This is a genomic window from Komagataeibacter sp. FNDCF1 (assembly GCF_021295335.1).
In the GTDB taxonomy this organism is placed as follows: domain Bacteria; phylum Pseudomonadota; class Alphaproteobacteria; order Acetobacterales; family Acetobacteraceae; genus Komagataeibacter.
Map to the genome: position 1 here is coordinate 3,507,397 of NZ_JAIWOT010000001.1, position 21,792 is coordinate 3,529,188.

18 protein-coding genes, 1 tRNA gene and 1 pseudogene are annotated in these 21,792 nt (G+C 60.4%); 13 read left to right on the top strand and 7 right to left on the bottom strand.

What is annotated here, in order from left to right; genetic code table 11:
- The first annotated feature begins 284 nt into the window (after positions 1–284).
- From LDL32_RS16515 to LDL32_RS16535, 5 genes are all read left to right on the top strand, one after another.
- A complete protein-coding gene (locus tag LDL32_RS16515; RefSeq protein WP_233068568.1) occupies positions 285–515 on the top strand; it encodes a helix-turn-helix domain-containing protein in 231 nt (76 codons plus the stop codon).
- Positions 516–628: 113 nt separating this feature from the next.
- On the top strand, positions 629–3,028 hold the full coding sequence (locus LDL32_RS16520) for a TOTE conflict system archaeo-eukaryotic primase domain-containing protein (protein ID WP_233068570.1): 2,400 nt from the start codon (positions 629–631) through the stop codon (positions 3,026–3,028).
- Positions 2,991–3,827: an IS5 family transposase gene (locus tag LDL32_RS16525; RefSeq protein WP_048856220.1), complete on the top strand. Its 837-nt coding sequence runs from the start codon at positions 2,991–2,993 to the stop codon at positions 3,825–3,827. The genes LDL32_RS16520 and LDL32_RS16525 overlap by 38 nt, the downstream gene beginning before the upstream one ends.
- Positions 3,764–4,825 (top strand): hypothetical protein, encoded by a 1,062-nt coding sequence (locus LDL32_RS16530; protein ID WP_233068572.1) that lies wholly within the window; start codon positions 3,764–3,766, stop codon positions 4,823–4,825. The genes LDL32_RS16525 and LDL32_RS16530 overlap by 64 nt, the downstream gene beginning before the upstream one ends.
- Before the next feature lie 64 nt (positions 4,826–4,889).
- The gene (locus tag LDL32_RS16535) at positions 4,890–5,249 is read left to right on the top strand and encodes a hypothetical protein (RefSeq protein WP_233068574.1); all 360 of its coding nucleotides are present in this window, start codon (positions 4,890–4,892) and stop codon (positions 5,247–5,249) included.
- A gap of 92 nt (positions 5,250–5,341) precedes the next feature.
- Here the strand turns inward: LDL32_RS16535 and LDL32_RS16540 are convergent, their stop codons facing one another.
- Positions 5,342–5,983: a hypothetical protein gene (locus LDL32_RS16540; protein WP_233068576.1), complete on the bottom strand. Its 642-nt coding sequence runs from the start codon at positions 5,981–5,983 to the stop codon at positions 5,342–5,344.
- A 366-nt stretch (positions 5,984–6,349) separates the two neighbouring features.
- Here LDL32_RS16540 and LDL32_RS16545 point away from each other — a divergent pair, with 366 nt between their 5' ends.
- Positions 6,350–6,631 carry a hypothetical protein gene (locus LDL32_RS16545; protein ID WP_233068578.1) on the top strand — a complete coding sequence of 94 codons (282 nt, stop codon included), beginning with the start codon at positions 6,350–6,352 and terminating at the stop codon, positions 6,629–6,631.
- Between the two features lie 586 nt (positions 6,632–7,217).
- A complete protein-coding gene (locus LDL32_RS16550) occupies positions 7,218–7,847 on the top strand; it encodes a hypothetical protein (RefSeq protein WP_233068580.1) in 630 nt (209 codons plus the stop codon).
- Positions 7,848–8,558: 711 nt separating this feature from the next.
- Here LDL32_RS16550 and LDL32_RS16555 read toward each other — a convergent pair.
- Positions 8,559–8,632, bottom strand: a tRNA-Cys gene (locus LDL32_RS16555).
- 182 nt (positions 8,633–8,814) lie between these two features.
- Between LDL32_RS16555 and LDL32_RS16560 the strand changes: the two genes are divergently transcribed.
- The 4 genes from LDL32_RS16560 (at position 8,815) to msrA (ending at position 14,453) form a co-directional block, all read left to right on the top strand.
- On the top strand, positions 8,815–9,501 hold the full coding sequence (locus LDL32_RS16560; protein ID WP_233068581.1) for a protein-L-isoaspartate O-methyltransferase: 687 nt from the start codon (positions 8,815–8,817) through the stop codon (positions 9,499–9,501).
- Positions 9,502–9,599: 98 nt separating this feature from the next.
- Positions 9,600–11,033 carry a TolC family outer membrane protein gene (locus LDL32_RS16565; RefSeq protein ID WP_233068582.1) on the top strand — a complete coding sequence of 478 codons (1,434 nt, stop codon included), beginning with the start codon at positions 9,600–9,602 and terminating at the stop codon, positions 11,031–11,033.
- Positions 11,034–11,172: 139 nt separating this feature from the next.
- Positions 11,173–13,866 carry a valine--tRNA ligase gene (locus LDL32_RS16570; RefSeq protein ID WP_233069001.1) on the top strand — a complete coding sequence of 898 codons (2,694 nt, stop codon included), beginning with the start codon at positions 11,173–11,175 and terminating at the stop codon, positions 13,864–13,866.
- Between the two features lie 32 nt (positions 13,867–13,898).
- Complete coding sequence (gene msrA / locus LDL32_RS16575; RefSeq protein WP_233068583.1) at positions 13,899–14,453, top strand: peptide-methionine (S)-S-oxide reductase MsrA; 555 nt, start codon at positions 13,899–13,901, stop codon at positions 14,451–14,453.
- A gap of 116 nt (positions 14,454–14,569) precedes the next feature.
- On the opposite strand, the gene LDL32_RS16580 is transcribed toward msrA, so the two are convergent.
- From LDL32_RS16580 to LDL32_RS16600, 5 genes are read right to left on the bottom strand one after another with little or no spacing between them, the layout of a single operon-like run.
- Positions 14,570–15,925 carry an AAA-associated domain-containing protein gene (locus LDL32_RS16580; RefSeq protein ID WP_233068584.1) on the bottom strand — a complete coding sequence of 452 codons (1,356 nt, stop codon included), beginning with the start codon at positions 15,923–15,925 and terminating at the stop codon, positions 14,570–14,572.
- A 6-nt stretch (positions 15,926–15,931) separates the two neighbouring features.
- Positions 15,932–17,605 carry an ABC transporter permease subunit gene (locus LDL32_RS16585; protein ID WP_255673964.1) on the bottom strand — a complete coding sequence of 558 codons (1,674 nt, stop codon included), beginning with the start codon at positions 17,603–17,605 and terminating at the stop codon, positions 15,932–15,934.
- 41 nt (positions 17,606–17,646) lie between these two features.
- Entirely contained in the window at positions 17,647–18,108 is a 462-nt protein-coding gene (gene dut / locus LDL32_RS16590) for a dUTP diphosphatase (RefSeq protein ID WP_233068586.1), read from the bottom strand.
- On the bottom strand, positions 18,105–19,355 hold the full coding sequence (gene coaBC, locus LDL32_RS16595; RefSeq protein WP_233068588.1) for a bifunctional phosphopantothenoylcysteine decarboxylase/phosphopantothenate--cysteine ligase CoaBC: 1,251 nt from the start codon (positions 19,353–19,355) through the stop codon (positions 18,105–18,107). Before coaBC ends, dut begins: the two co-directional genes overlap by 4 nt.
- Positions 19,355–20,152, bottom strand: a complete 798-nt coding sequence (locus LDL32_RS16600; RefSeq protein WP_233068590.1) for a class I SAM-dependent methyltransferase — start codon at positions 20,150–20,152, stop codon at positions 19,355–19,357. Before LDL32_RS16600 ends, coaBC begins: the two co-directional genes overlap by 1 nt.
- A 29-nt stretch (positions 20,153–20,181) precedes the next feature.
- Between LDL32_RS16600 and mutM the strand changes: the two genes are divergently transcribed.
- Together mutM and rpsT are read left to right on the top strand one after the other, a co-directional pair.
- A complete protein-coding gene (gene mutM, locus LDL32_RS16605) occupies positions 20,182–21,054 on the top strand; it encodes a bifunctional DNA-formamidopyrimidine glycosylase/DNA-(apurinic or apyrimidinic site) lyase (RefSeq protein ID WP_233068592.1) in 873 nt (290 codons plus the stop codon).
- A gap of 106 nt (positions 21,055–21,160) precedes the next feature.
- Positions 21,161–21,427, top strand: a pseudogene (gene rpsT, locus LDL32_RS16610) (30S ribosomal protein S20); the annotation flags it as partial.
- Positions 21,428–21,792 lie beyond the last annotated feature (365 nt).

The following is a 21,792-nucleotide window of genomic DNA, read 5'->3' on the forward strand; positions in this document are numbered from 1 at the left end:
ATTATACTGCCAGCGCCATTCTCAGGCTAGCGCGTGTCAGCATTTCACACCCGACAGACGGCTTTCCAGACCGCTGGTGTCCTTTTGGACACAACTGGGGCATAAGCCCTCGGCCGCCGCCCTACCGATCCCAGTGGTCTGCTATGACGCCCGCTTACTTCATTTAGGCATTGCGTGATCGTGCAAAGTAATTGACCGTGTAAAACAATGTAAAAATGAATGGCATGTCACTGACCATCCGAATTATACTAGCTACAGAGTGATAATATCGATGGAGATGTGATATGATCGAGCAGGCTGGGAGGCCTGTCTATGCTTCTATCCCCGGCATCATGGCAGCTTTTTCTATCAGCGAGGCCACCGTGCATCGGTTGCTGAACGCCGGGGCCTTCGGGTCGTGCAAGATTGGCCGAGCACGACGGATCAAGATTGCCGAGGTTGAGGCTTATTTTGAATCACGCAGGGATCAGCCTGATGCGACCGGCACCCGGATCGCTCGTCGGTCTGTTAAGTAATAATGAGATATTTTCGTATATCTGATAACATAAGTCTATGACATCAAAAACAAAACCCCTCCTGCTACAACAAGAGGGGTTTTAAATTCAGTACAAATAGAGAATAGTCAAGAATGAATATACTTTATACAGCCCAAGAGCACAAGCCAAATCTTAGTGATGCTGAGCGGATGTTCCGTCTGTTCGTTGGCAATGATGCTGGACACGGTACCTATATGGCGGCGGCCTCCGAGCCAACTCCTATCGGGCAGAAAGTCGAGATCAAGGGCACCGCCCGGACTATTACGACATCTGGTCCGACAGCCGATCTCTGGCAGCAGCATCTCAATGGAACAAGGCCCTTGGGCGTCATCCCTGTTACGCAGACAGGTACCTGTCATTGGGCCGGTATCGATATCGACAAATACGATATGATCCACGCGGATATCGTAAAGGTGCTGGCACAAAGGAACCTCCCCGGGATTGTTTGCCGGTCAAAGTCCGGTGGCGCACATATCCTCTTCTTTTTCAGTGAGCCGATAAATGCCGGAAAGGTAATGGCCAAACTAAAAGGTATGGTCTCTGATTTAGGCTGGCCCATCGAAACAGAGGTATTTCCCAAGCAAGCTGTCCCCAATATCGGCAACTGGCTCAATATGCCTTATTTCAATGCCGAGCACGGGACACGCTATGCTGTTGGACAGAACGGTCGTGGATTATCACTCTACCAGTTCCTCAAAACGGCCGAAGCGGGGCGTATCACAGAAGCGCAGTTCGATACTCTGCACACAGCAGAGGCAGCCCCGGCCCCTCAACGGGAAGTAATGCCCCTCCGTGAACTGAGCGATGCAGAGAAGGCCCTTGTCGAACGGACCGGAGCAACAGAAGTGGCACTTCAAGAACTCGACGCGGCGGTTGCCCGCATCACGGATACCGCTGAAGGAGGACGCAACAACCGGGTGTTTGCCTGTTCCGCAGGTATCGGCGAACTTGTCGGTGGCAAAGAGATCAACCGCGCCTTTGCCGAGGAAAAGCTGATTGCAGCGGGAATTGCGACCGGGTTGCCTTTGGGAGAGACCATACAAGCCGTCCGCAACGGGTTGGATACGGGCATTAAGAAGCCCCGCAACGCAGTGATCGTTGATTGGAAAAAGGCCGGTATGTTGTCCCGACGGGTTCCTTTCCTTGCAGACATAGATAGTGCCGCGCAAGGCAGTCCTGTGGCGCGAACGTGGGTCGGAAAGCTTGTGGCCGAGCGTAAGGCGTTCATCCTCAGCACCATGAGCATTCCGCCTGAAGCGCAGAAGAAACATCATTACGAAGAACGGGCGACTTTACCCAATCTGACTGGGGAGGATTACCGGGGCGTCATTATTTTGCGTGCGCCCATGGGGTTGGGCAAAACCAAGGTCGTAGGCCGACGGTTCGCTGACTGGGTAAAGAGTCGGCCTCCGCTTGAAATGCCCGATCCTCTGGGCGACGGGATACGGACACAGAAGCCGGGATTCATTGCTCTATGCCATAGGGTCACGCTCACCGGAAGCCTGTCCGGTGTTCTTGACGTCGCCTACTATAAAGATGCGGATGGACAAGAGAGCAATCTGGCAACATGCCTCCCGTCATTAAAAAAGTCGCGGTTTTCCGGAGTAAGGAATGCCTGCGAGTATATTTTTATAGACGAAGTGTCACAGGTTCTTCGGTTTCTTGCCTCAGATATCAATGACCGGGCTATTTACAATGCTCTGAAGGATGTGGTCCGGCAGGCAAAGTGCGTGGTTGCAGCAGATGCGGGTGCAGATGCCCGGACAGTGCGATTTCTTGAAGAGTGTAGGCCAGGAGAAACCTTCCGTATCATTGATGTAGTTCCGGAAAAGCGGCCTGAACTGGACGTCGAATATCTCGTGCATAATGGTCAAGGTGCCGCATCAGCCATTTGGGGCCGAATAGATGCTGAGTTGGACGCGGGCGAACGAATTTGGGTCTCGTGCGAGAGCGTAAAAGAAGCCAAAGCCCTGACAGAACATCTTGCAAATCGAGGGCAAAAAGTATTGGGAATCTGGGCAGAAAATAAATTCAACCGGAATCAGGAATCTTTTCTCCTTTCTCCGGAGAACGAAAGCCGGGAATATGATGTAGTTGTACACTCTCCGGTGATTAGTTCTGGAATTTCCATTGAACATGGAGAGAATGAACATTTCACTCTTGGGGTATTTATTGGGGCAGGTTACACCGTAACCCCAGCAGATGCAGCACAGATGATGCGGCGAGTCCGCTATCTGAAAAAACTGGTCGTATCGCTTCCGGAGATCAATAATCTCAGACAGCGCGATGACCTTGAAGGCATCATGAAAGGACAGCGGGAAGCGGCACTACTAGCTGGGGTAACTGTTCTTTCTTATGACACGTTCCGGTCGGAGGTCTCAGAGCCCGATCCGAAAGTTTTTGAACAATACCAGCCTGTTGTGATTCATCCGTCTTTGCAGAGAGATGGAGTGAATGGTGACATGGACTGGTATTGCCCGGCGCGAGTATAGCCGGGAAAGATTGCGATATCCATCGGACATGACGGACGGGGAGTGGACTTTGATCATGCCATTTGTGCCCCCGGCGAAACGGGGCGGTCGTCCGCGCACGACGGATATGCGCGAGGTGGTCAATGCGATGCTCTACATAGCCTCGGCCGGGTGTGCGTGGCGTCTGCTGCCGAAATGCTTTCCGCCGGTCTCGACCATCAGGCGCTATTTTTACGCCTGGCGTGATGCCGGAGTGTTCGAGGTCATGAATACGGTGCTGGTCATGAGCCTGCGCGAGATCGAGGGACGTGACGCCTCTCCGAGCGCGGGCGTGATTGACAGCCAGTCGGTGAAAACCACGGAAAGCGGCGGGATTTCGGGCTATGACGCGGGGAAGAAGGTCAAGGGCCGCAAGCGCCATATCGTGACGGATACCTGCGGCTTCCTGATCTTTCTCCTCGTTCATGCCGCTGATATCCAGGACCGTGATGGGGCCGTTGATGTTCTGGCAGCGATACGCAGGCGCTTTCCCTGGCTGCGCCACATCTTCGCTGATGGCGGCTATGCTGGCGACAAATTGCGATCCGCGCTCGCCTCCATGGGAAAATGGACCCTCGAAATCATCAGGCGGTCCGATACGGTGAAGGGTTTTCAGATCCTGCCGCGTCGCTGGGTGGTGGAACGGACATTCGCATGGCTGGGACGATGCAGGCGGCTCGCCAAAGATTGGGAACAATCCATTGCTTCCTCAACCGCATGGACATTGATCGCCTCAATCCGAATGCTCACACGACGGACAGCAAGGCATTGTCAGGGTTGAAAAACTTTCGGATCGGGCTCTCAGTTGATGACGCCAACAGTAAGGCAGACTTCGGCAACGGCCTTCTCTGGATATTAGAAGAGATGGGCGCTTCCATCCGGAAGGGTGATGCCGGGACGAATGCAGTGCTGGCGCACGAACGCAAGGCCCTCCGGCTGGAGAGTGAGGCAGCCTATATTCGCGGGGTGCGCAATGCAGCAATCATCGGGGAAAGCCGCTTCAATGAGTTGAAGCAAACGGAAGGACTGACTGAAGAGCAACGCTATGAGATTGAGGCATTTCGCATTCGACAAGAGCTTAATGTCGCCGATCTTGATGACACAACCATTGCGCTGTGGGACCATGGCCGAGGGACAAGTGTGCTGGACTGCATGGCGTCGGTCATGGGAAAAGAGGTGCCGGATCGCGGGGAGATGACTATTTTGAAGCGAAAGCTGTGGAGCCAGACACGGGAAGCCTACCGACGTATTCTTGCCGGGATGGACCTGAAAGAAGGGATGCGGCTCAGTAAGAAAGATGCACAGGATATCACGGACCGGGCTTGGGATGAACGATTCCTGATGGCGCATCTTGGGATCGTGTCAGTGAGATGGCGGGTAGATGCGAAGCGTCGACGGCTTGGCGATGAATTGAAGGACATTTTTGAGCGGCTTGGGCTGACGGTTAAGGTAAGGGACAATGGGAAGTCAGGAGCAAAACCCTACACAGTGACAGGGATTAGTTTCCTGCAAGAAGCCGCAGCTCGCCGGTGGGATGGGGTGCGGAAGTCTAATTCTCTTATAATAGTAACCCCGGTTACGCACCCCAAGCAGCCTTCGATGCCATCCTTTCCGGTCTATCTGGAACCATCCCCGGCTGACTCGCCCAATGATAACCCGGCCTCTTGGCCTGAGTTCGCCGAAAAACCTGACGCACCGTTCCCGTGGATGGAGCTAAACCCCGCAGATCTCCCGGATTTTATCCGGCATGACCCCGAATTTTGGGACATAGCCGCCTAATAGCGATCATTTCGTTATGGTAGCTCTCGTAGTAAAATACTCTGTGGCAAGAGGAGAGCATTAAATGCCTTGGACCACCACCAGTGGCCCGCACCCGATGCGGATGTATGAATTCACAGCCGAAGAAATAATGATCTTGGACGCAGCAGGTTATGTGTTCGAAAATCCGGAGATATGGGATCATGATCCCTACCGTGCTGAAGATGCTCTCATGGAAGCAATTCCGATTTATTACCGGCTACTTGGGGAGACCATCGGCAACCTGACGGCTCGGGGAGCCACCTTTTTTTCAGTTATCCGGGACTTCTTGGCTGAGGCAGTTCCCCACCAGTATCGCTATCCCGGCCCCATTCCAACTGAGGCGGAAAACAAGGCTATGGCCCGCATCGTCAAAACGGTCCGACATAAGGTATCTCTGCAATAGACTCATGTATCGCCTTTGGCATCCTTTTGCTCCAGGCGTCGGTAAGGGGTAGCGCCTTATGGCGCATGTCCTTCCTGTGTCTGCTGTGGAGCTTAAGGTGTCTGTATGGCCGCAAAGTATGCTCTCAAGTGCTCTCGGTCTGCCCTGCTTATTCTGGAACCGCTCAGATGAACTGTTCCAATCGCTTCACAGTCCCATAAGGTGCCTTTACGTGTCAGCACCCGGCCCTTCTCTCCATATAGGGACGGCTGACCTTCAGTCAGCCAATCGAATGTTCCGAGACCAATGACAATTAAACACTTCGGTCGGAGTGTCCGCACTATTTGCTCGGCATGCTGTCGACTAAAATTCTCAAGTTGCTGCCGAAGAGGCTTGGCTATTTTATTCCATGCGGTAACACTGGGTGCACGGAAAAAGATTACGTTGAGCCCGGTGCAGCGTTCAACAATATCAAGGCCCCAAATAGAACGAACTTGTTTGGCGAGAGGCCAATTTTGGATCACATAGTCGCTGACCTCTGGCCATGTATCGTGGTGTTCCGCACAGTCAATCCCTCGGCCACCCGGTTGATATCCGATGAACAAAAATGGAGCATCAATTACAGGCGGCCCATACAGGATACGAAAACCGAGGGCGTGTTCACCAAGCGTTCCAGTAATTTCAGAATAGTATTTGCGAGTTTCTTCGTAGATGTTCTGACAAATATTTTTTGCTTCTTCAGATAAATCTTGCATCGCTGTTGCCCTTCTTTGGGCAAGTAACGAGCATTTTGTTTTGGGGCGGTCAAGCTTGACATGGCGAATTATAGCCTCAACCCCTTGGCCGCCATTCCTAGACCAAAGAAACCCATTTTTCGGTAATACTTACGCCAACTCTTTCCGTGCGGCCTACTAAAATGTCAAAATGATTGGCATAAATGGAAAGAAAATATATCATTACCGAATAATAGAACTATTAAATGAAAACAATAAACCGCTAAAATACACCCTAGTTAAGCCCCTGTTGCCGACAGGTTAGGGGGCTTTCATTATTTCTGTATTTGTGGAGAAAAGAAAATGACCACCGATGTGGTGGGACCATACACAAAAAGCGATGCCCGTTTGATCGCTGATGGCCGAAGTGCCCCGGCCCGTAAGTACCGCCGTTACGTCAAGGAACTGACGGACGACCATGGGGGCGTGCTTGTCGTAGGCCAGCGCTTGCTAATCGAGCGTACGGCCATGCTTCTGACCCGGCTGCATTATCTCGATAACTTGGTCCTGCGAGATGCCGAGTTCACCCAGCACGATAACAACCAGTATATCGCGTGGCAGAACGCTGTCCGCCGCAACCTTGTAGCCCTTGAGGGTGGCCGTCGGTCCTTCCTTGATGGGTTCGTTTAAGGGGGCAGAAATGACCGTCCCAGTACGAGGCCGGCGAGGGCGCTTCTGGGGCGACCTTTTCCAGTGGGCACTACGCCACCGCCGACGCCGTCAGAGGCTGCACAGGCGCAAGAAACTCATCCCCAGCCCGATTGTAGCTGCCCCGCCTCCTGTTGAACCCCCCGACCCGGAATGGCTCACGAGGGTCATTCTTGAGGGGCATCTAGTTACCGGCCCATTCAGCACACCGCCCAAAGGATAACCCCATGGCATTCAAATCCCCCCGGTCGGGTGGCAGGAGCTTTGCCAAGCCCCGTCCTCGGCCTGTCCCTCGGCCTCGTGCCCGAACCAAGGATAAGCCGATACGGATGCTCCTGGCTGATCCCCGCGCCTCTGTCCGGCCGCCCAGCGATCGGGCTGGCCTTCCCCCGGTAGGGCTGGTCCAAAAGAAACAGCAGGACCGCGCGGCCGAGATTAATGCACCCCCTGCGGACGAAGGCGCAGACCGGGAAGCCCTCTTGAGAGACGCCCTCCGCCGCAAGGCCGAAGCCGATGCAAACCGGCTGCAGGACATGATTCGACGCAATAAAGAATATTGGAATAAAACATGAACGATCTAGAAATTAAGCTGGCTGCGGCCAAGAACCTCCGCCATGACGTCCTAAAGGCACTGGACGAAGTAGGCGTTAAGCAGCGCAAGGCCGGGGTGCTCCTTGAGCGGCTCAAGGCTGAAAAGGAATCCCTCTCCGGGGTCCAGGAGCAGGTGAATAACATCCGTCTGGACGCCATGGAGGCCGGGGAGACAGCGATATACCTTCCGGCTGCGCTATCGAGGCAGTACGAGCGGGTTCAGGAAATTGATGCCCTACTGGCGGCGGCAACCAAGCGGGCGCAGTCCCTGAGCGCTGAGCGGGCAGTTACAGATGCGGCCATGCAGGACGCGGACGAAGCTATCCGTAAGGAAGCAGGGGCTATCCTGTCGGCCGAGCAGGCGGACGCATGGGAGCGGGCTCAGTCGCTGTGGGCTGAATACCTCGAAGCCGTGCGGGAGGCTGTCGCCCTTGGTACAACCGGTCGGGCAGCGATCCCGTGGAACGCAATTTCAGGCGACCTTAGCCAGCTCACGCCCTCTGCCTTTGAGGCGCTAAACGGTGCGGGGAAACTAAAGACGGACAAGGCCCGGGAGCAGGTGCGGCAGCGGTTTGCCGACCTGATTGCCCCGGTCGGTCCAGCGTAGCCCCGATATAAAAACCCCTCCGCCGGGTTGAGCAGCGGAGGGGTAGGTAACCACCTCTTACGAGGTGACACAGACGTATCCGGCCATGGCTAACCGTCAACCTAAATAATATAATGCTGTTTTTATATTTATACTAATTCTTATTTAACTCTAATTACCTATAGAAGTTATTTTTTATTTCATAGGGAATACTTTTTTGTTTCTATAGTTTGTTCCAAAAGAGGCCATTTTTGACTAATGTAACACTCCATGGAGCGTAATATACCAGCAATTCTGTCGCTAATTTTTCGAGAGGAATTATGGTTGCCCCTCCCTTATGAGGACCGTGCCGTCCGGATATGTGCCGGATAAATTGCCCGAGTCGCCGATTTAACTTTTTTGCACGCCTGATATAGACGCCTGATGTCTTTTCTGTGATCGCCTCTTTCTTCCATGAGAAAGGGCCATGTCCCAGCAATGCAGCCCATTCAAATAAATCGTACGAATCTATGTCAGGCAGGACATTCATGCGAATCCTGCTGGGGTTTGCATTCTTGGAATCGCTTGCATGGATAATTGACAGGGATGTAAGGCGGGCTAACGACTCCCGCTCTTATGCTCTACGGGATTAAACTACTCGGGGAGTGCGGTTAGGAAGAGGGGCCGCAAGAGGGGCGGAGCTTGTAGCGCCTACCCTAACCTTTTGGAATTTCTGTCAATTTATAGAAATATTGGAGGTCTGGGCGGGAATCGAACCCACGTACGCGGATTTGCAGTCCGCTGCATCACCATTCTGCCACCAGACCCCGGCAACATACGGGGTATATCTGCCGAAATGTGGCGCAGGTCAAGCCGTTGTGTGCAGGTTTGCCGTTGTTTCCGTGTAAAAGGGGCGCATAGATATAAAAAAAACCGGAAAATTTCCGCCCGTCCGGCCGGGCAGCAGATTTCAGCCCCTCGGCCCGGCGCCGTGCTTCAAGGAAACGCCATGGACAAGACAGACCCCGATTACGCGCCACTTGATCCCGTCACCGCCCGGCAGCGCATGGTGGATGCACAGATCCGGCCCGCGCAGGTCAGCAATCCCGCGGTCATTGCCGCCATGCGTGCGCTGCCACGTGAACTGGCGGTGCCACCGGCATTGCGGGCCTTCGCCTATTCCGACCGCAGCCTTCCGCTGGGCGAAGGGCGCTACCTGACCGAACCCCGCGTGACTGGCCGCATGCTGCAGGTGGCCGAAATTCGCCCGGGGGAGCGGGTGCTGGTGGTGGGCGGCGGCACGGGCTACGTGGCGGCGCTGCTGTACGGCATGGGGCAGGGGCTTGCCGTCACGGCGCTGGAATCGGAACGGCGTCTGGCCGATATCGGTCGGGCCTTCTGCCAGCAATGGGCGCCTGGCGTGCAGTGGCGCGACGGACCGCTGGTGAAAGGCGATGCCGCCGATGCGCCCTATGACCTGATCCTTGTGGACGGAGCGGTCAGGCATGTTCCGCCCGCCCTGCTGGCGCAGCTTGCCGACGGGGGGCGTATTGTCGCGCCCATATGCCCCGACGGGGGCGTGACATCAGTCAGCCTGATCCTGCCCACACCCCAGGGCAGTGCGGTGCAGCCGCTGTTCGATGCGGCCGTGCCCATGCTGCCTGAACTGGCGCCGGCCCCCGCCTTCGTGTTCTGACGCCCGCACGCCCGGTTAACGCGCGGGCAATATCCTGCTGCTAGATCCGTTTCGGGGCGTCTTTCGCCCCGCACGGCAACCAGGCGGCAGGTGGGGCGATGAGCGGTAACTGGGTAATCGGAACGGGAAGCGCGGCCATCCTGTGCTGTGGCACGGCGCTTGCGCGCGTGCCACAGGCGCAGCCGGCCGCCACGGAACCACCCCGGACCCTGCGTGCCGCGCTGGCCATGGCCTACCTGACCAACCCGCTGCTGCGCCAGGAGCGCGCGACCCTGCGTGCAACCGATGAACAGGTGCCACAGGCGCTGGGTGGCTGGCGTCCCACCATTACCGGCACCGCCTCCATGTCCTATTATTCGGGCGTGACCCGCATGGCCCCCACGGCGGGGGAGAGCGGGTATTCCCGCCAGTATGAATCACCGGGCTATTCCGGCGGCGTCAGTATCGCCCAGCCCATCTATACCGGGGGCAAGACCACGGCTACCACGCACAAGGCCCGCCATGCCGTCATGGCCGAGCGCGCGCGGCTGATCGCGGCGGAGCAGCTGGTCTTCACGGATGTGGTGAATGCCTACATCAACGTGGTCGAGGACGAGCAGATCCTGGGCATCGACATCAATAACGAACAGGTCTATGCCGCCCAGCTCCGCGCGACCGGACTGCGTGCCCGCGGCGGCGAGATCACCCATACCGACGTGGCGCAGGCACAGGGCGCGCTGGCCAATGCGCGGGCCGTGCGGCAACTGGCCGAAGGCACCCTGCAGGCCGACCGCGCCACGTTCCGCCAGGTTGTGGGCACGGATGCGCCTGATGGCCTGACCCCGCCCCAGCCCCTGGTACTGCCCCTGCATGACGAACCCGAAGCCATGGCACTGGCGGTGCAGAACAATCCGCAGGTCATCGCCGCCCTGTTCGATGAGGCATCGAAAAAGGACGCGGTGGGCGTGGCCTTTGCCGCCCTCATGCCCAGCATCAACGCGCAGGCCGCCTATATGCACGGCATCAATCAGGATGAGGGGCGGTCACTGGCCGATAACAAATACGCGGTGGTCAGCGCCTCCCTGCCGCTGTACCAGGGCGGGGGGGAATATGCAGCCGTGCGCATGGCCCGACAGCAGGCGACCGAGGCCGCGCACATGGTTGACGTCCAGCGCCGGACCGCCGTGCAGCTGGCGGCGGCAAGCTGGCAGCGCATGCAGGCCAACCGCGCGGCGATAGACAGCAACCGTGAAGCCGTGGCGGCTGATGTGGTCGCCCTGCATGGCATGCAGCGTCAGGCCCTTGTCGGCACCACCACCACGCTGGCGGTGCTCCAGCAGCAGGAAACCCTGCTCCAGGCCCAGATTGCGCTGGTGCGCAGCGCGGGCAACCTTGTCCAGTCCACCTACCAGACCACAGCGGCCATTGGCCGGCTGACCGCCCATGACCTCAATCTGGATGTGCCGCTGTATGATGAGCGCGCCTATTACCGTGCCGTGCATGACCGGCTGTGGGGTATCAGCGATTACGCCACCAGCCAGCCGGGCCGCTGAAGGGGGGCGGCGTTTCGGGCACGGGCATATAAAGATTGCGTCGGTGGCGTTCCCTTCGGGCCGGTTTGGGGTATATCTGCCCTTGGCCGGGCGCGTTGCCCTGTCCTGCGTCTGATTATGGTGGATCTGGTTTTTGGTGATGCTTGACAAGTCGTTCTCCCCCGACGGGACAGAAACTTCCCTCTATGCCCTGTGGGAAGCCAGTGGCGCCTTTGGCGCGCAGCCGACCAGCGCGGCTGCGCCCTACACCATCATGATCCCGCCGCCCAATGTTACGGGCACGCTGCATATCGGTCATGCCCTGACCATGACGTTGCAGGACACGCTCATCCGCTGGCGCCGCATGCAGGGGCGCGACGTGCTGTGGCAGCCCGGCACGGACCACGCCGGTATCGCAACCCAGCTTGTGGTCGAACGGATGCTGCAGAAGGAAGGCACATCCCGCCAGGAACTGGGTCGCGATGCCTTTGTCGGGCGCGTATGGGAATGGAAGGCCGAGTCCGGCGGTGGCATTACAAAACAGCTGCGCCGCCTGGGCAGTTCACTGGACTGGAAGCGTGAACGCTTCACCATGGATGATGGCCTGTCCGATGCGGTGAAGGAGGTATTCGTCACCCTGTATCGCGAGGGGCTGATCTACCGTGACCGCCGCCTGGTCAACTGGGACCCCGCCTTCCGCTCCGCCATTTCCGATCTGGAAGTGGACAACCGTGAGACACGGGGCAACCTGTGGTACATCCGCTACCCGGTGGAGGGGATGCTGGGCCGCACCATCACGGTCGCCACCACCCGGCCCGAAACCATGCTGGGTGACATGGCCGTGGCGGTCCATCCTGAAGATGAACGCTATGCCGATCTGGTGGGCAAAAACGTCATCCTGCCGCTGACGGGCCGCCGCATTCCCGTCGTGGCCGATGAACATTCCGACCCGACCAAGGGCAGTGGCGCGGTCAAGATCACGCCTGCCCATGACTTCAATGACTTTGAGGTCGGCCGCCGCCACAGGCTGGACATGCCCGGCGTGCTGGATGAGGAAGCGTGCATTACGCTGGCCGAGATCGAGGGTGAACTGCGCACGGAAGACGGGCTGGCCGATCCCGCCTTTGTCCGCACGCTGGACGGCATGCCGCGCGATGCGGCGCGCAAGGCGATGGTGGCTGAACTGGAACGCCTGGAATGGCTGGAAAAGATCGAGCCCCATACCAACCAGGTGCCTTATGCCGAACGGAGTGGCGCCGTGGTCGAGCCGCGCCTGACCACCCAGTGGTACTGTGATGCCAAGACGCTGGCCGGTCCCGCGATCGAAGCGGTGGAAAACGGCAGCATCGAATTCGTGCCCAGGCAGTGGGAGAATACCTTCTACGCCTGGATGCGCGACATCCAGCCCTGGTGCATCAGCCGCCAGTTGTGGTGGGGGCACCGCATCCCGGCATGGTACGGCCCGGACGGGCATGTGTTCGTAGCCCGTGATGAGGCCGACGCAACGGCGCAGGCGCGCAGCCATTACGGGCAGGACACGGTTCTGACACGTGATGAAGACGTGCTGGACACATGGTTCTCCTCCGCCCTGTGGCCGTTTTCCACCCTTGGCTGGCCGGAGCAGACGGCGGACCTTGCGCGCTATTACCCGACCGATGTGCTGGTCACAGGCTTTGACATCATCTTCTTCTGGGTCGCGCGGATGATGATGATGGGCCTGCACTTCATGAAGGACGTGCCCTTCCGCAAGGTGTTCATTCACGGTCTGGTGCGTGATGAGCGCGGGCAGAAGATGTCCAAGTCCAAGGGCAACGGCATCGACCCGCTGGAGATGATCGACACCTATGGCGCCGACGCCACGCGCTTTTGCATCTGCGCGCTGACCGGGCTGGGGCGGGACGTCAAGCTGGGCCGCAAGCGGGTGGAGGAATACCGTTCCTTCATGACCAAGATCTGGAACGCCGCGCGTTTCTGCGAAATGAATGGCGTGGCACCGGTCGAAGGGTTCAGCCCCGCCAGCGTTCAGTCCCCGCTGGGGCAATGGGTGCTGGCCGAGCTGGCGCAGGCCGTGGAAGACGCGACGAAAGCACTCGAAGCCTTCCGCTTCGATGAATATGCCGCCACCTGCTACCGCTTTGTATGGAACTGCTTCTGTGACTGGTTCCTCGAATTCGCCAAGCCGGTCTTTGGTGCCGGTGAGACGGCGGAAGCGGTCGAGACCCGTGCCGTGGCCGCCCACGTGCTGGGTACCATCCTGCGGCTGATGCAGCCTGTCACCCCCTTCATGACCGATGCGCTGTGGCAGCATTTCGGCTTTGGCGCGCAGGGAACGCTCATGACGGCAGCCTGGCCGCAGCCCGAACATCTGGCAGGGGCCGCGGAGGCACGCGACGAGATGGAATGGCTGATCCGCTTCATCAGTGCCATCCGTACCGTGCGTTCGGAAATGAACGTGCCGCCCTCACGCCTTGCCCCCGTGCTGCTGCGTGATGCATCCCCCGCCACCGTGGCGCGGGCCGCCAAGTGGTCGGAGGCCATTGGCCGCATGGCGCGCGTATCCGAAGTGCTGCCGCTGGAAGGCGACATGCCGCAGGGTGCCGCCCAGTTGGTGGTGGATGAGGCGACACTGGTCATTCCGCTGGCCGGCATCATCGACATCGCGCAGGAACGCCAGCGGCTGGAAAAGGAATGCACCAAGGTGGAGGGCGAGATCACCAAGGTCGAGCGCAAGCTGGGCAATGCCGATTTCGTCGCCCGCGCCAAGCCGGAAGTCGTGGTGGAAAACCGTGAGCGGCTGGATGCGTTCATGGCGGAACGCGTGCGCCTGCGGGCCGCGCTGGATCGTATCGCCTGATCAGGCAGGCGGACGGAAAACGGGGGGCGGACATGACCGGACAGGCATTGGAAACACTGGTGCTGGGTGGGGGCTGCTTCTGGTGCATGGAAGCCCCGTTCAGAGAACTGCGCGGCGTGCTGGACATTGAACCCGGCTATGCTGGCGGCCAGACCCCCGATCCGACTTACGAACAGGTCTGCACGGGTCGCACCGGCCATGCGGAGGTCATGCGCGTGACCTTTGACCCGGCTGAACTGTCCCGCGCCGACCTGTTGCGTATCTTCCTTGTCATGCATGATCCCACCACGCTCAACCGGCAGGGCAATGACGTGGGCACCCAGTACCGTTCCGCCATTTTCTGGCAGGACGCAGAGCAGGAAAAAACCGCCTGCGCCATCCGTGACGAGATCGCGGCGGCAGGCGTGTGGCCAAATCCGCTGGTGACCGAAATCGTGAAACTGGACCATTTCTGGCCAGCGGAAGATTATCACCGGAACTACTTTGCCCGTAATCCCGGCAATCCCTATTGCAGCGCGGTCATTCCGCCCAAGATTGCCAAAATGCGCCGCCTGTTCCGTGACAGGCTGGTGGATACGGCGGGTTAATCAGGAAGAATGAAAGTTTTCGGGTGCCGCCCTTTTTCAAAAAGACGGTATTCGCTGAAGCTTTCTGAAAGAAGCTTCACCAAAAACTTCTTTCTCCCAAGATTGTTCCAAGGCGCCTATTCCGTTTCATCCTCAAGGAAAAGCTGGTCGGCTTCCTCATCAAAGTCGAACAGTTCGGCATAGCGCGCCCAGCCGATCAGGGTCTGCAATGTCTGGCGGGCATAGTCGGGGGACATGCTGTCCTCCAGCTCGTCGCGGAAGCGCTCGGCGGAAGCGCGATGGTTGGGCCGCTCATCCAGCACCGCGCGGATGGTGCGCACCATGGGCAGGTTGTGCAGCATGCTGGCGCGCAGGATGGTCTTGCGGGTGTCATGTTCGCTCTGGACAAAGCGCAGCCCCTCGGGCGTGAGCAGGATGTCCCCGTCCTCCAGTTCGGCAAAGCCCAGCAGTTGCAACGATTCGCCCAGCGGAAACAGGTCATCGAGTTCAAGCTGCAGGCGGCTGGCCAGCAGCGGCAGGTCGGCGCGGCCATGCAGCGGGTCGGCGGCCAGTGTTTCCATCATGCCGACAATGGTGTTGATCGGCAGCGCGGGCAGGGCCACGGCATCGGCGGTGATCTGCACATGCTTCATGTCCGGATCGGTCATGTCCGCTTCGGACACCAGTGGCGCGCGCCGGGTCATGAGCGCGTAGATCCGGTCCACGAACTGGCGGAAGGCCATGTCCTCACGGTTGCGGGGATGTTCGAAGGGCACCTGCAGTTCGTAGGCCACCCGCCCGGGATTGGAGGAGAAGATGAGGATGCGGTCACACATCAGCACCGCTTCCTCGATATTGTGGGTGACCAGCAGGATGGACTGGATGGGCAGCTTCTTTTCCGCCCACAGTTCCACCAGGTCGGTGCGCAGGTTTTCCGCTGTCAGCACGTCCAGCGCGGAAAAGGGTTCGTCCATCAGCAGCAGGTCGGGCCGCACCACCAGTGCGCGCGCCAGCCCCACGCGCTGGCGCATGCCGCCGGACAGTTCCTTGGGGTAGGCGTTCTCGTAACCGCCCAGGCCGATCAGGTGAATGGCGTCCTCCGCCAGCTTTTCACGTTCGGCGGGTGCCACGCCCTGCGCTTCCAGCCCCAGCTCCACATTCTTCTGCACGGTCAGCCACGGGAACAGGGCAAAGGACTGGAACACCAGGGAAATGCCATCCGCCGGGCCTTCCAGCTTTCTGCCCTTCCAGATCACCTCGCCCGAAGTGGGGGGCAGAAGGCCCGCGATGATGCGCAGCAGGGTGGACTTGCCCGAACCCGAACGGCCCAGCAGCCCCACGATCTCGCCACTGCGGATGGACAGGTTGACCCCGTCCAGCACCACCAGGTCGGTGGCACTTTCCTTGTGGTAGGCCTGGCGGCAGTTGACGATCCGGACAAGCTCCGTACCGGTTTTTGCTGCGGTGGGCGGGGCTGCGGAAGGCTGCATCATGAACTCTCAGTCAAAGGTGTAATGCCGTGCGGCATAATTGGACAGCGGGCGCCATAGCGCGCGGTTGAGCAGCAGCACGAACGCCGCCATGATGGCCATGCCCAGCCCCACCTGGTCGGTGGCTCCGGCCACTGTGGCATGGGCGATGTAGGCCCCAAGCCCCTGTGCGCTGAGCGTGGTGTCACCCCAGCTTGCGACCTCGGTGGCGATGGCGGCGTTCCATGCCCCGCCCGATGCGGTCAGCGCCCCGGTAATGAAGTAGGGCATGATGCCGGGCAGCATGACCCGCCGCCACCACAGCCAGCCCTTTACATGGAAATTCCTGGCAACTTCCAGCAGGTCACCGGGATAGGAGGAGGCACCTGCCACGATATTGAACAGGATATACCACTGCGTGCCCAGCAGCATGAGCGGCGTCAGCCAGATATTGCTGTTCAGGTGCCAGTGTACGATTCCGATGACCACGAGCGGGAAGAACAGGTTGGCGGGAAAGGCCGCCATGAACTGTGCCGCCATCTGTGCGTGCCGCGCCCGGCGCGGCGACAGGCCCAGCCAGATGCCAAGCGGCACCCAGACCAGCGAGGCCACGACAACCGTGCCCATGACGCGCAGCAGCGTGATCCCGCCCAGCATGATCACGTGCAGCACCTGCGCCGTGGTATAGTGGGTGCTGCCATAGCTCCATGTTTTCCAGCCGATGGTCAGCGCGCACAGGGCCAGCGCCATGATCCATGCCCCGTCCATGATGCGTGACGGGATGAAGCTGCGGACCGGCTGCGAGGGGCGCGGCCCCAGCGCCAGCCAGCCGATGCGGGTCAAGGTATCGCCCAGCCGCAGGCAGGCCTGGCGCAGCAGGTGGGTGCGGCGCAGCAGGGTCAGCACCCACGGCTCCGGGGTGGCGAGGGTTGCGCCATCATCCGTGCTGAACCGGGCGGACCACGCCACCAGCGGGCGGAACAGCAACTGGTCATAGGCCGTAATGACCGCCAGCATGGCGATGATGGCGTAGAGAATGGCCCAGATGTTGCGCTGCTCGATGGCCACGCCAACATAGGAGCCGATTCCGGGCAGGGCGATGTCGGTATTACCAACCGTGATCGTTTCGGAATACACCACCATGAACCACCCGCCGGACATGGAGATCATGGTGTTCCAGACCAGTGAGGGAATGGCGAATGGCACTTCCAGCCGCCAGAAACGCTGCCACGGTGTCAGGCCGAAGCAGCGCGCCGCTTCCTCCAGGTCTGGCGGCACGGTGCGCAGGGCCTGGTACATGGCAAAGGCCATGTTCCATGCCTGGCTGGTGAATATGGTGAAGATGGCAGCCAGTTCCGCCCCCATCATCCGCCCCGGGAACAGGCCGAGGAAGAACACCACGGTAAAGGTCAGGAACCCCAGGATGGGCACGGATTGCAGGATGTCGAGCAGCGGGATGAGCACCTGCGCCGCCCGCCTGCTCTTGGCTGCCCATACGGCATAGGTAAAGGTAAAGACCAGCGACGCCGCAAGGGCCGCAAACATGCGCAGCGTCGTTCGCACCGCATAGGCGGGCAGCCATGCGGGGCTGAGGTGGATGGTTCCTGCCTCGCCGGGGGGGATGGGCACCAGCATGTGGCGTCCGGCGGTGGCGATGACCACCGCCCCGGCCATGATCGCCAGCAGCCCCAGCAGGTCGGCCATGTTGGGGCGAACCCGCAGGTTGCCCGTCAGCCCGGTTTCACTCACCCTGCGGTGCCCGTACTGCCAAAGCCGCCAGCGCCCCGCGCGGTTTCCTCCAGTTCCGCATATTCGACCCATGCCCCCCGCACGACCGGGGCCAGGACCGCCTGCGCAATCCGCATGCCCCGTTCGACCACGAACGGCGTGTCACTGGTGTTGAGGATGATGACCCCGATCTCGCCCCGATAATCCTCGTCAATCGTGCCGGGTGCGTTGGGCAGGGTGATGCCATGCCTGAGCGCCAGCCCCGAACGGGGGCGGACCTGCATCTCGAAGCCACGGGGCAGCGCCACGCACAGCCCCGTTGGCACCAGCGCGCGGCCGCCGGGTGGAACCGTCATGGCTTCGGTCACGGCGGCCAGCAGGTCCATGCCGGCGGCCCCGTCCGTGGCGTAGGACGGCAGGGGCAGACCGAGTGCATGGGGCAGGCGGCGGACCTGTATGGGAAGGGGGGAAGATGTCATGGCAGGCGTTCGTCAGCTTCTTGCGGGTCTGGGTCCGTTTGGGGCGCGCGCAGGCATGTCGCGATGCGCGCAACCAGTTTATGGGCGACCTGGCTCTTGTCCAGCCGGGGCCAGTGTTCGCATCCGGTGGCGTCGATCAGGCTGATCTCGTTTTCCGTCCCGCCCATGATGCCGGTGGCGGGACTGACATCATTGGCCACGATCCAGTCACAGCCCTTGCGCAGGCGCTTGGCCGTGGCGTGGGAGAGCACATGCTCGGTCTCGGCCGCAAAGCCGATGACCAGACGCGGCCGCAGGGGAGAGGGCTGGCTCAGGCCCGCCAGAATGTCCGGGTTGGGAACCAGATGCAGTACGGGTGGCGGGGAACCCGCGGCCTTCTTGATCTTCTGGGAGTTGGGGGCGACATGCCAGTCGGCCACGGCGGCGGCGCAGATGGCGATGTCGCACGGCAGGGCCTGCTGGCAGGCATCCAGCATTTCACGTGCGGTTTCCACCCGTATGGTGGTCACGCCCGCCGGGTCGGGCAGGGTTGTCGGACCGCTGACCAGCGTGACCTTTGCCCCCGCATGGGCCAGGGCCGCAGCGATGGCATAGCCCTGTGTGCCCGAGGAGCGGTTGGCCAGATAGCGCACCGGGTCGACAGGTTCATGGGTAGGGCCCGCGGTGACCAGCGCGCTGCGTCCGGCCAGGGGTTTCTCCCCGTCAAGCTGCCGCAGGATCGCGGCAATCATGGCCTCCGGTTCGGCCAGTCGGCCCGGCCCGCTTTCGTTGCAGGCCATCAGGCCGTTTTCCGGCCCCACGAAGGTCACGCCACGGGCGCGCAGGGTGGCGATATTGGCCTGTGTTGCGGGATGCTCCCACATGCGCACGTTCATGGCGGGTGCGGCCAGCACGGGGGTGTCGGTCGCCAGCAGCAGGGTCGTGGCCAGATCATCGGCCAGCCCCGCTGCCATGCGGGCAAGGATATCGGCGGTGGCGGGGCAGACCACGATCAGGTCACTGCTGCGTGAAAGCGCGATGTGACCCATCTCGCTTTCCTCGGTCAGGGAAAACAGGTCGCTGGATACACGCTCCCCGCACAGCGCCTGCAGCGCCATGGGTGTAACGAATCGGGCACCCGCCGCTGTCAGCACAGGGTGGACACGGATGCCGTGCTCACGCAGCCTGCGGGCAAGCTCCAGCGCCTTGTAGGCGGCAATGCCCCCGCATACGACCAGCAGGACACGGCGGCCTGCCCCCGCCATCATCAGATCTTCCAGCCGGAATGGATCGCGGCGATCCCGCCAGAGAGGTTCTGGTAGGACACGCGCTCAAGTCCTGCCTCGCGCATCATGTCGGCTAGGGTTTCCTGGTCGGGGAACATGCGGATGCTCTCGGCCAGGTACTGGTAGCTTTCCCGGTCGCCTGCAATCGCGGCGCCCATGCGCGGCAGCACATGGAACGACCATGCATCATAGACGGGGGCAAAAGCCGCGACCTGCACGCGTGAGAACTCAAGACACAGGAACCGTCCGCCGGGGCGCAGGATGCGCCGTGCCTCACGCAGCACCTGCAGCTTGTCGGTGCAGTTGCGCAGGCCAAAGGCGATGGAGACACGGTCAACCGAATTGTCGGCCAGGGGAATGGCCTCGGCATCGACGGCAAGGAAGTTGAGGCCGGATACAAGCCCGCGCTCCAGCGCGCGGTTGCGGCCCACGGTCAGCATGCTCACATTGATGTCGGACAGGATGGCCGGCCCGCCGCCGCCACGCAGCCAGCCAAACGAAATGTCGCCCGTGCCGCCCGCCAGGTCGAGTAGCGACAGGTCGGGATGGGGCGCCAGTTCATTGACGAATATCTTCTTCCAGGCGCGGTGGATTCCCAGCGACATCACATCGTTCATGATGTCGTATTTGGAGGCCACGCTGTCAAAGACTTCGCGTACCATGGATTTCTTCTCGCGCAATGGCACATCGCGGAAGCCGAAATCGGTTGTATCCGCCTGGCGGTCCCCGGGACGGCCTGCGGAAGGGGAGGGGTGGTAGGGCTGGCTATTGTCGGTCATGATGCACAGGTATAACCCCAGATGAGGCCATGCCGGAACTCCCAGAAGTCGAAACTGTGATGCGCGGGATGCGAGTGCATCTTGAAGGTCACACTATTTCACGCGCCAGCACGCATCATACCGGCCTGCGATGGCCGTTTCCCCCCGGTCTGGCGGAGGCGCTGGCCGGCAGGCGGATTGATGGATTCTCCCGGCGGGGGAAATATATTCTCGTCACGCTTTCGGGGGGCATGGTCATGCTGCTGCATCTGGGCATGTCGGGCCGCGTGCTGCTGACGACCCCGGCCGGCGCCACGTCTCCCGCCGCGCACGAGCATCTGGTGATCGAAACCGTAATGGGCGCGCGCTGCGGGCTGGTCGATCCGCGCCGCTTCGGCATGGTCGACCTGGTGCCCGCCAGCGCGGTGGAAAGTCATCGCCTGCTGGCGGGCATGGGGCCGGAGCCGCTGGGCAACCGGTTTGGCGGCGCATGGCTGGCCGCGCGCGGGCAGGGACGGCGCAGCAGTATCAAGGCGCTTCTGCTGGACCAGCGCGTGGTGGCGGGGCTGGGCAATATATATGTGTCCGAGGCGCTGTTCCGTGCCCGTATCCACCCCGCGCGCGCCGCGGGTGATGTGAACGCAGCGGAATATGACCGCCTTGCCGCCGAAATCCGCGCCGTGCTGGAAGAGGCGATCGCCGCTGGCGGCTCAAGCCTGCGTGATTATGTGCAACCCGACGGGGAGCTGGGCTATTTCCAGCATGCGTGGCGCGTATACGGGCGCGAGGGGCAGGGATGCCCCGAGTGTCCCGGCCCGCCTGCGTGCAACGGGGTGGTGCGGATCACCCAGTCCGGGCGTTCGACCTTCTTCTGCCCCCGCCGGCAGGAGATGAAAAATGATCCGGATGAAGACTTGTCTTGACGGATGGGGTCGGGGTGGACTAGATCGCCAGTCCTGATATGGGGATGTCCGCAACGACCGGGTGGCGGACCGCCGTAACCTGATTTATGCAGATGAACTGAGAGCAATGGCCAATACAGCATCCGCGCGCAAGCGCATCCGTCAGAACGAAGTCCGCAACGCCCGCAACACGGCGCGCATGTCCCGCGTCCGCACCTTTGTCAAGAAGGTGGAGACAGCTATCCTGGCGGGCAAGAAGGACGACGCCGTCGTTGCCCTGCGTGAGGCACAGCCGGAACTGCAGCGTGCCGTTGGCAAGGGCGTGATGCATGCCAACACGGTTGCGCGCCGTATTTCCCGCCTATCCGCACGCATCAAGTCGCTTTCTGCTGCGCAATATACTGCCGGTTTCTTTGCGTCTGAAAGAATGCCGAAAGTAATGAAGGAGGCCGCATGCCACCAATAGTGGTGGTTGCGGCCTTTTTTGCTTTCCGCTCCATCGGGCGTGATCGTGTTTTGCCGTTTGTGTGGGCAGATTCCCGTTGCCTCCCGTCATCCCGTGCTCTAGCCTGTGTGGATAATTCCAACGTCATCGGTGGCCTGTCCCGTCTGGGTCCGGGTTGTGGATCGTGTCGGCTCACGGCCGGGTGCCTGCCCTGTGCGGGACGGATCGGCGTTGCGGAATTGTGTTGATCTGAGTGGGGCGGGGACGCATGTGCGGGGGCACGTGCGATCCTGCCATAGGGGCCGGGAGCGGAC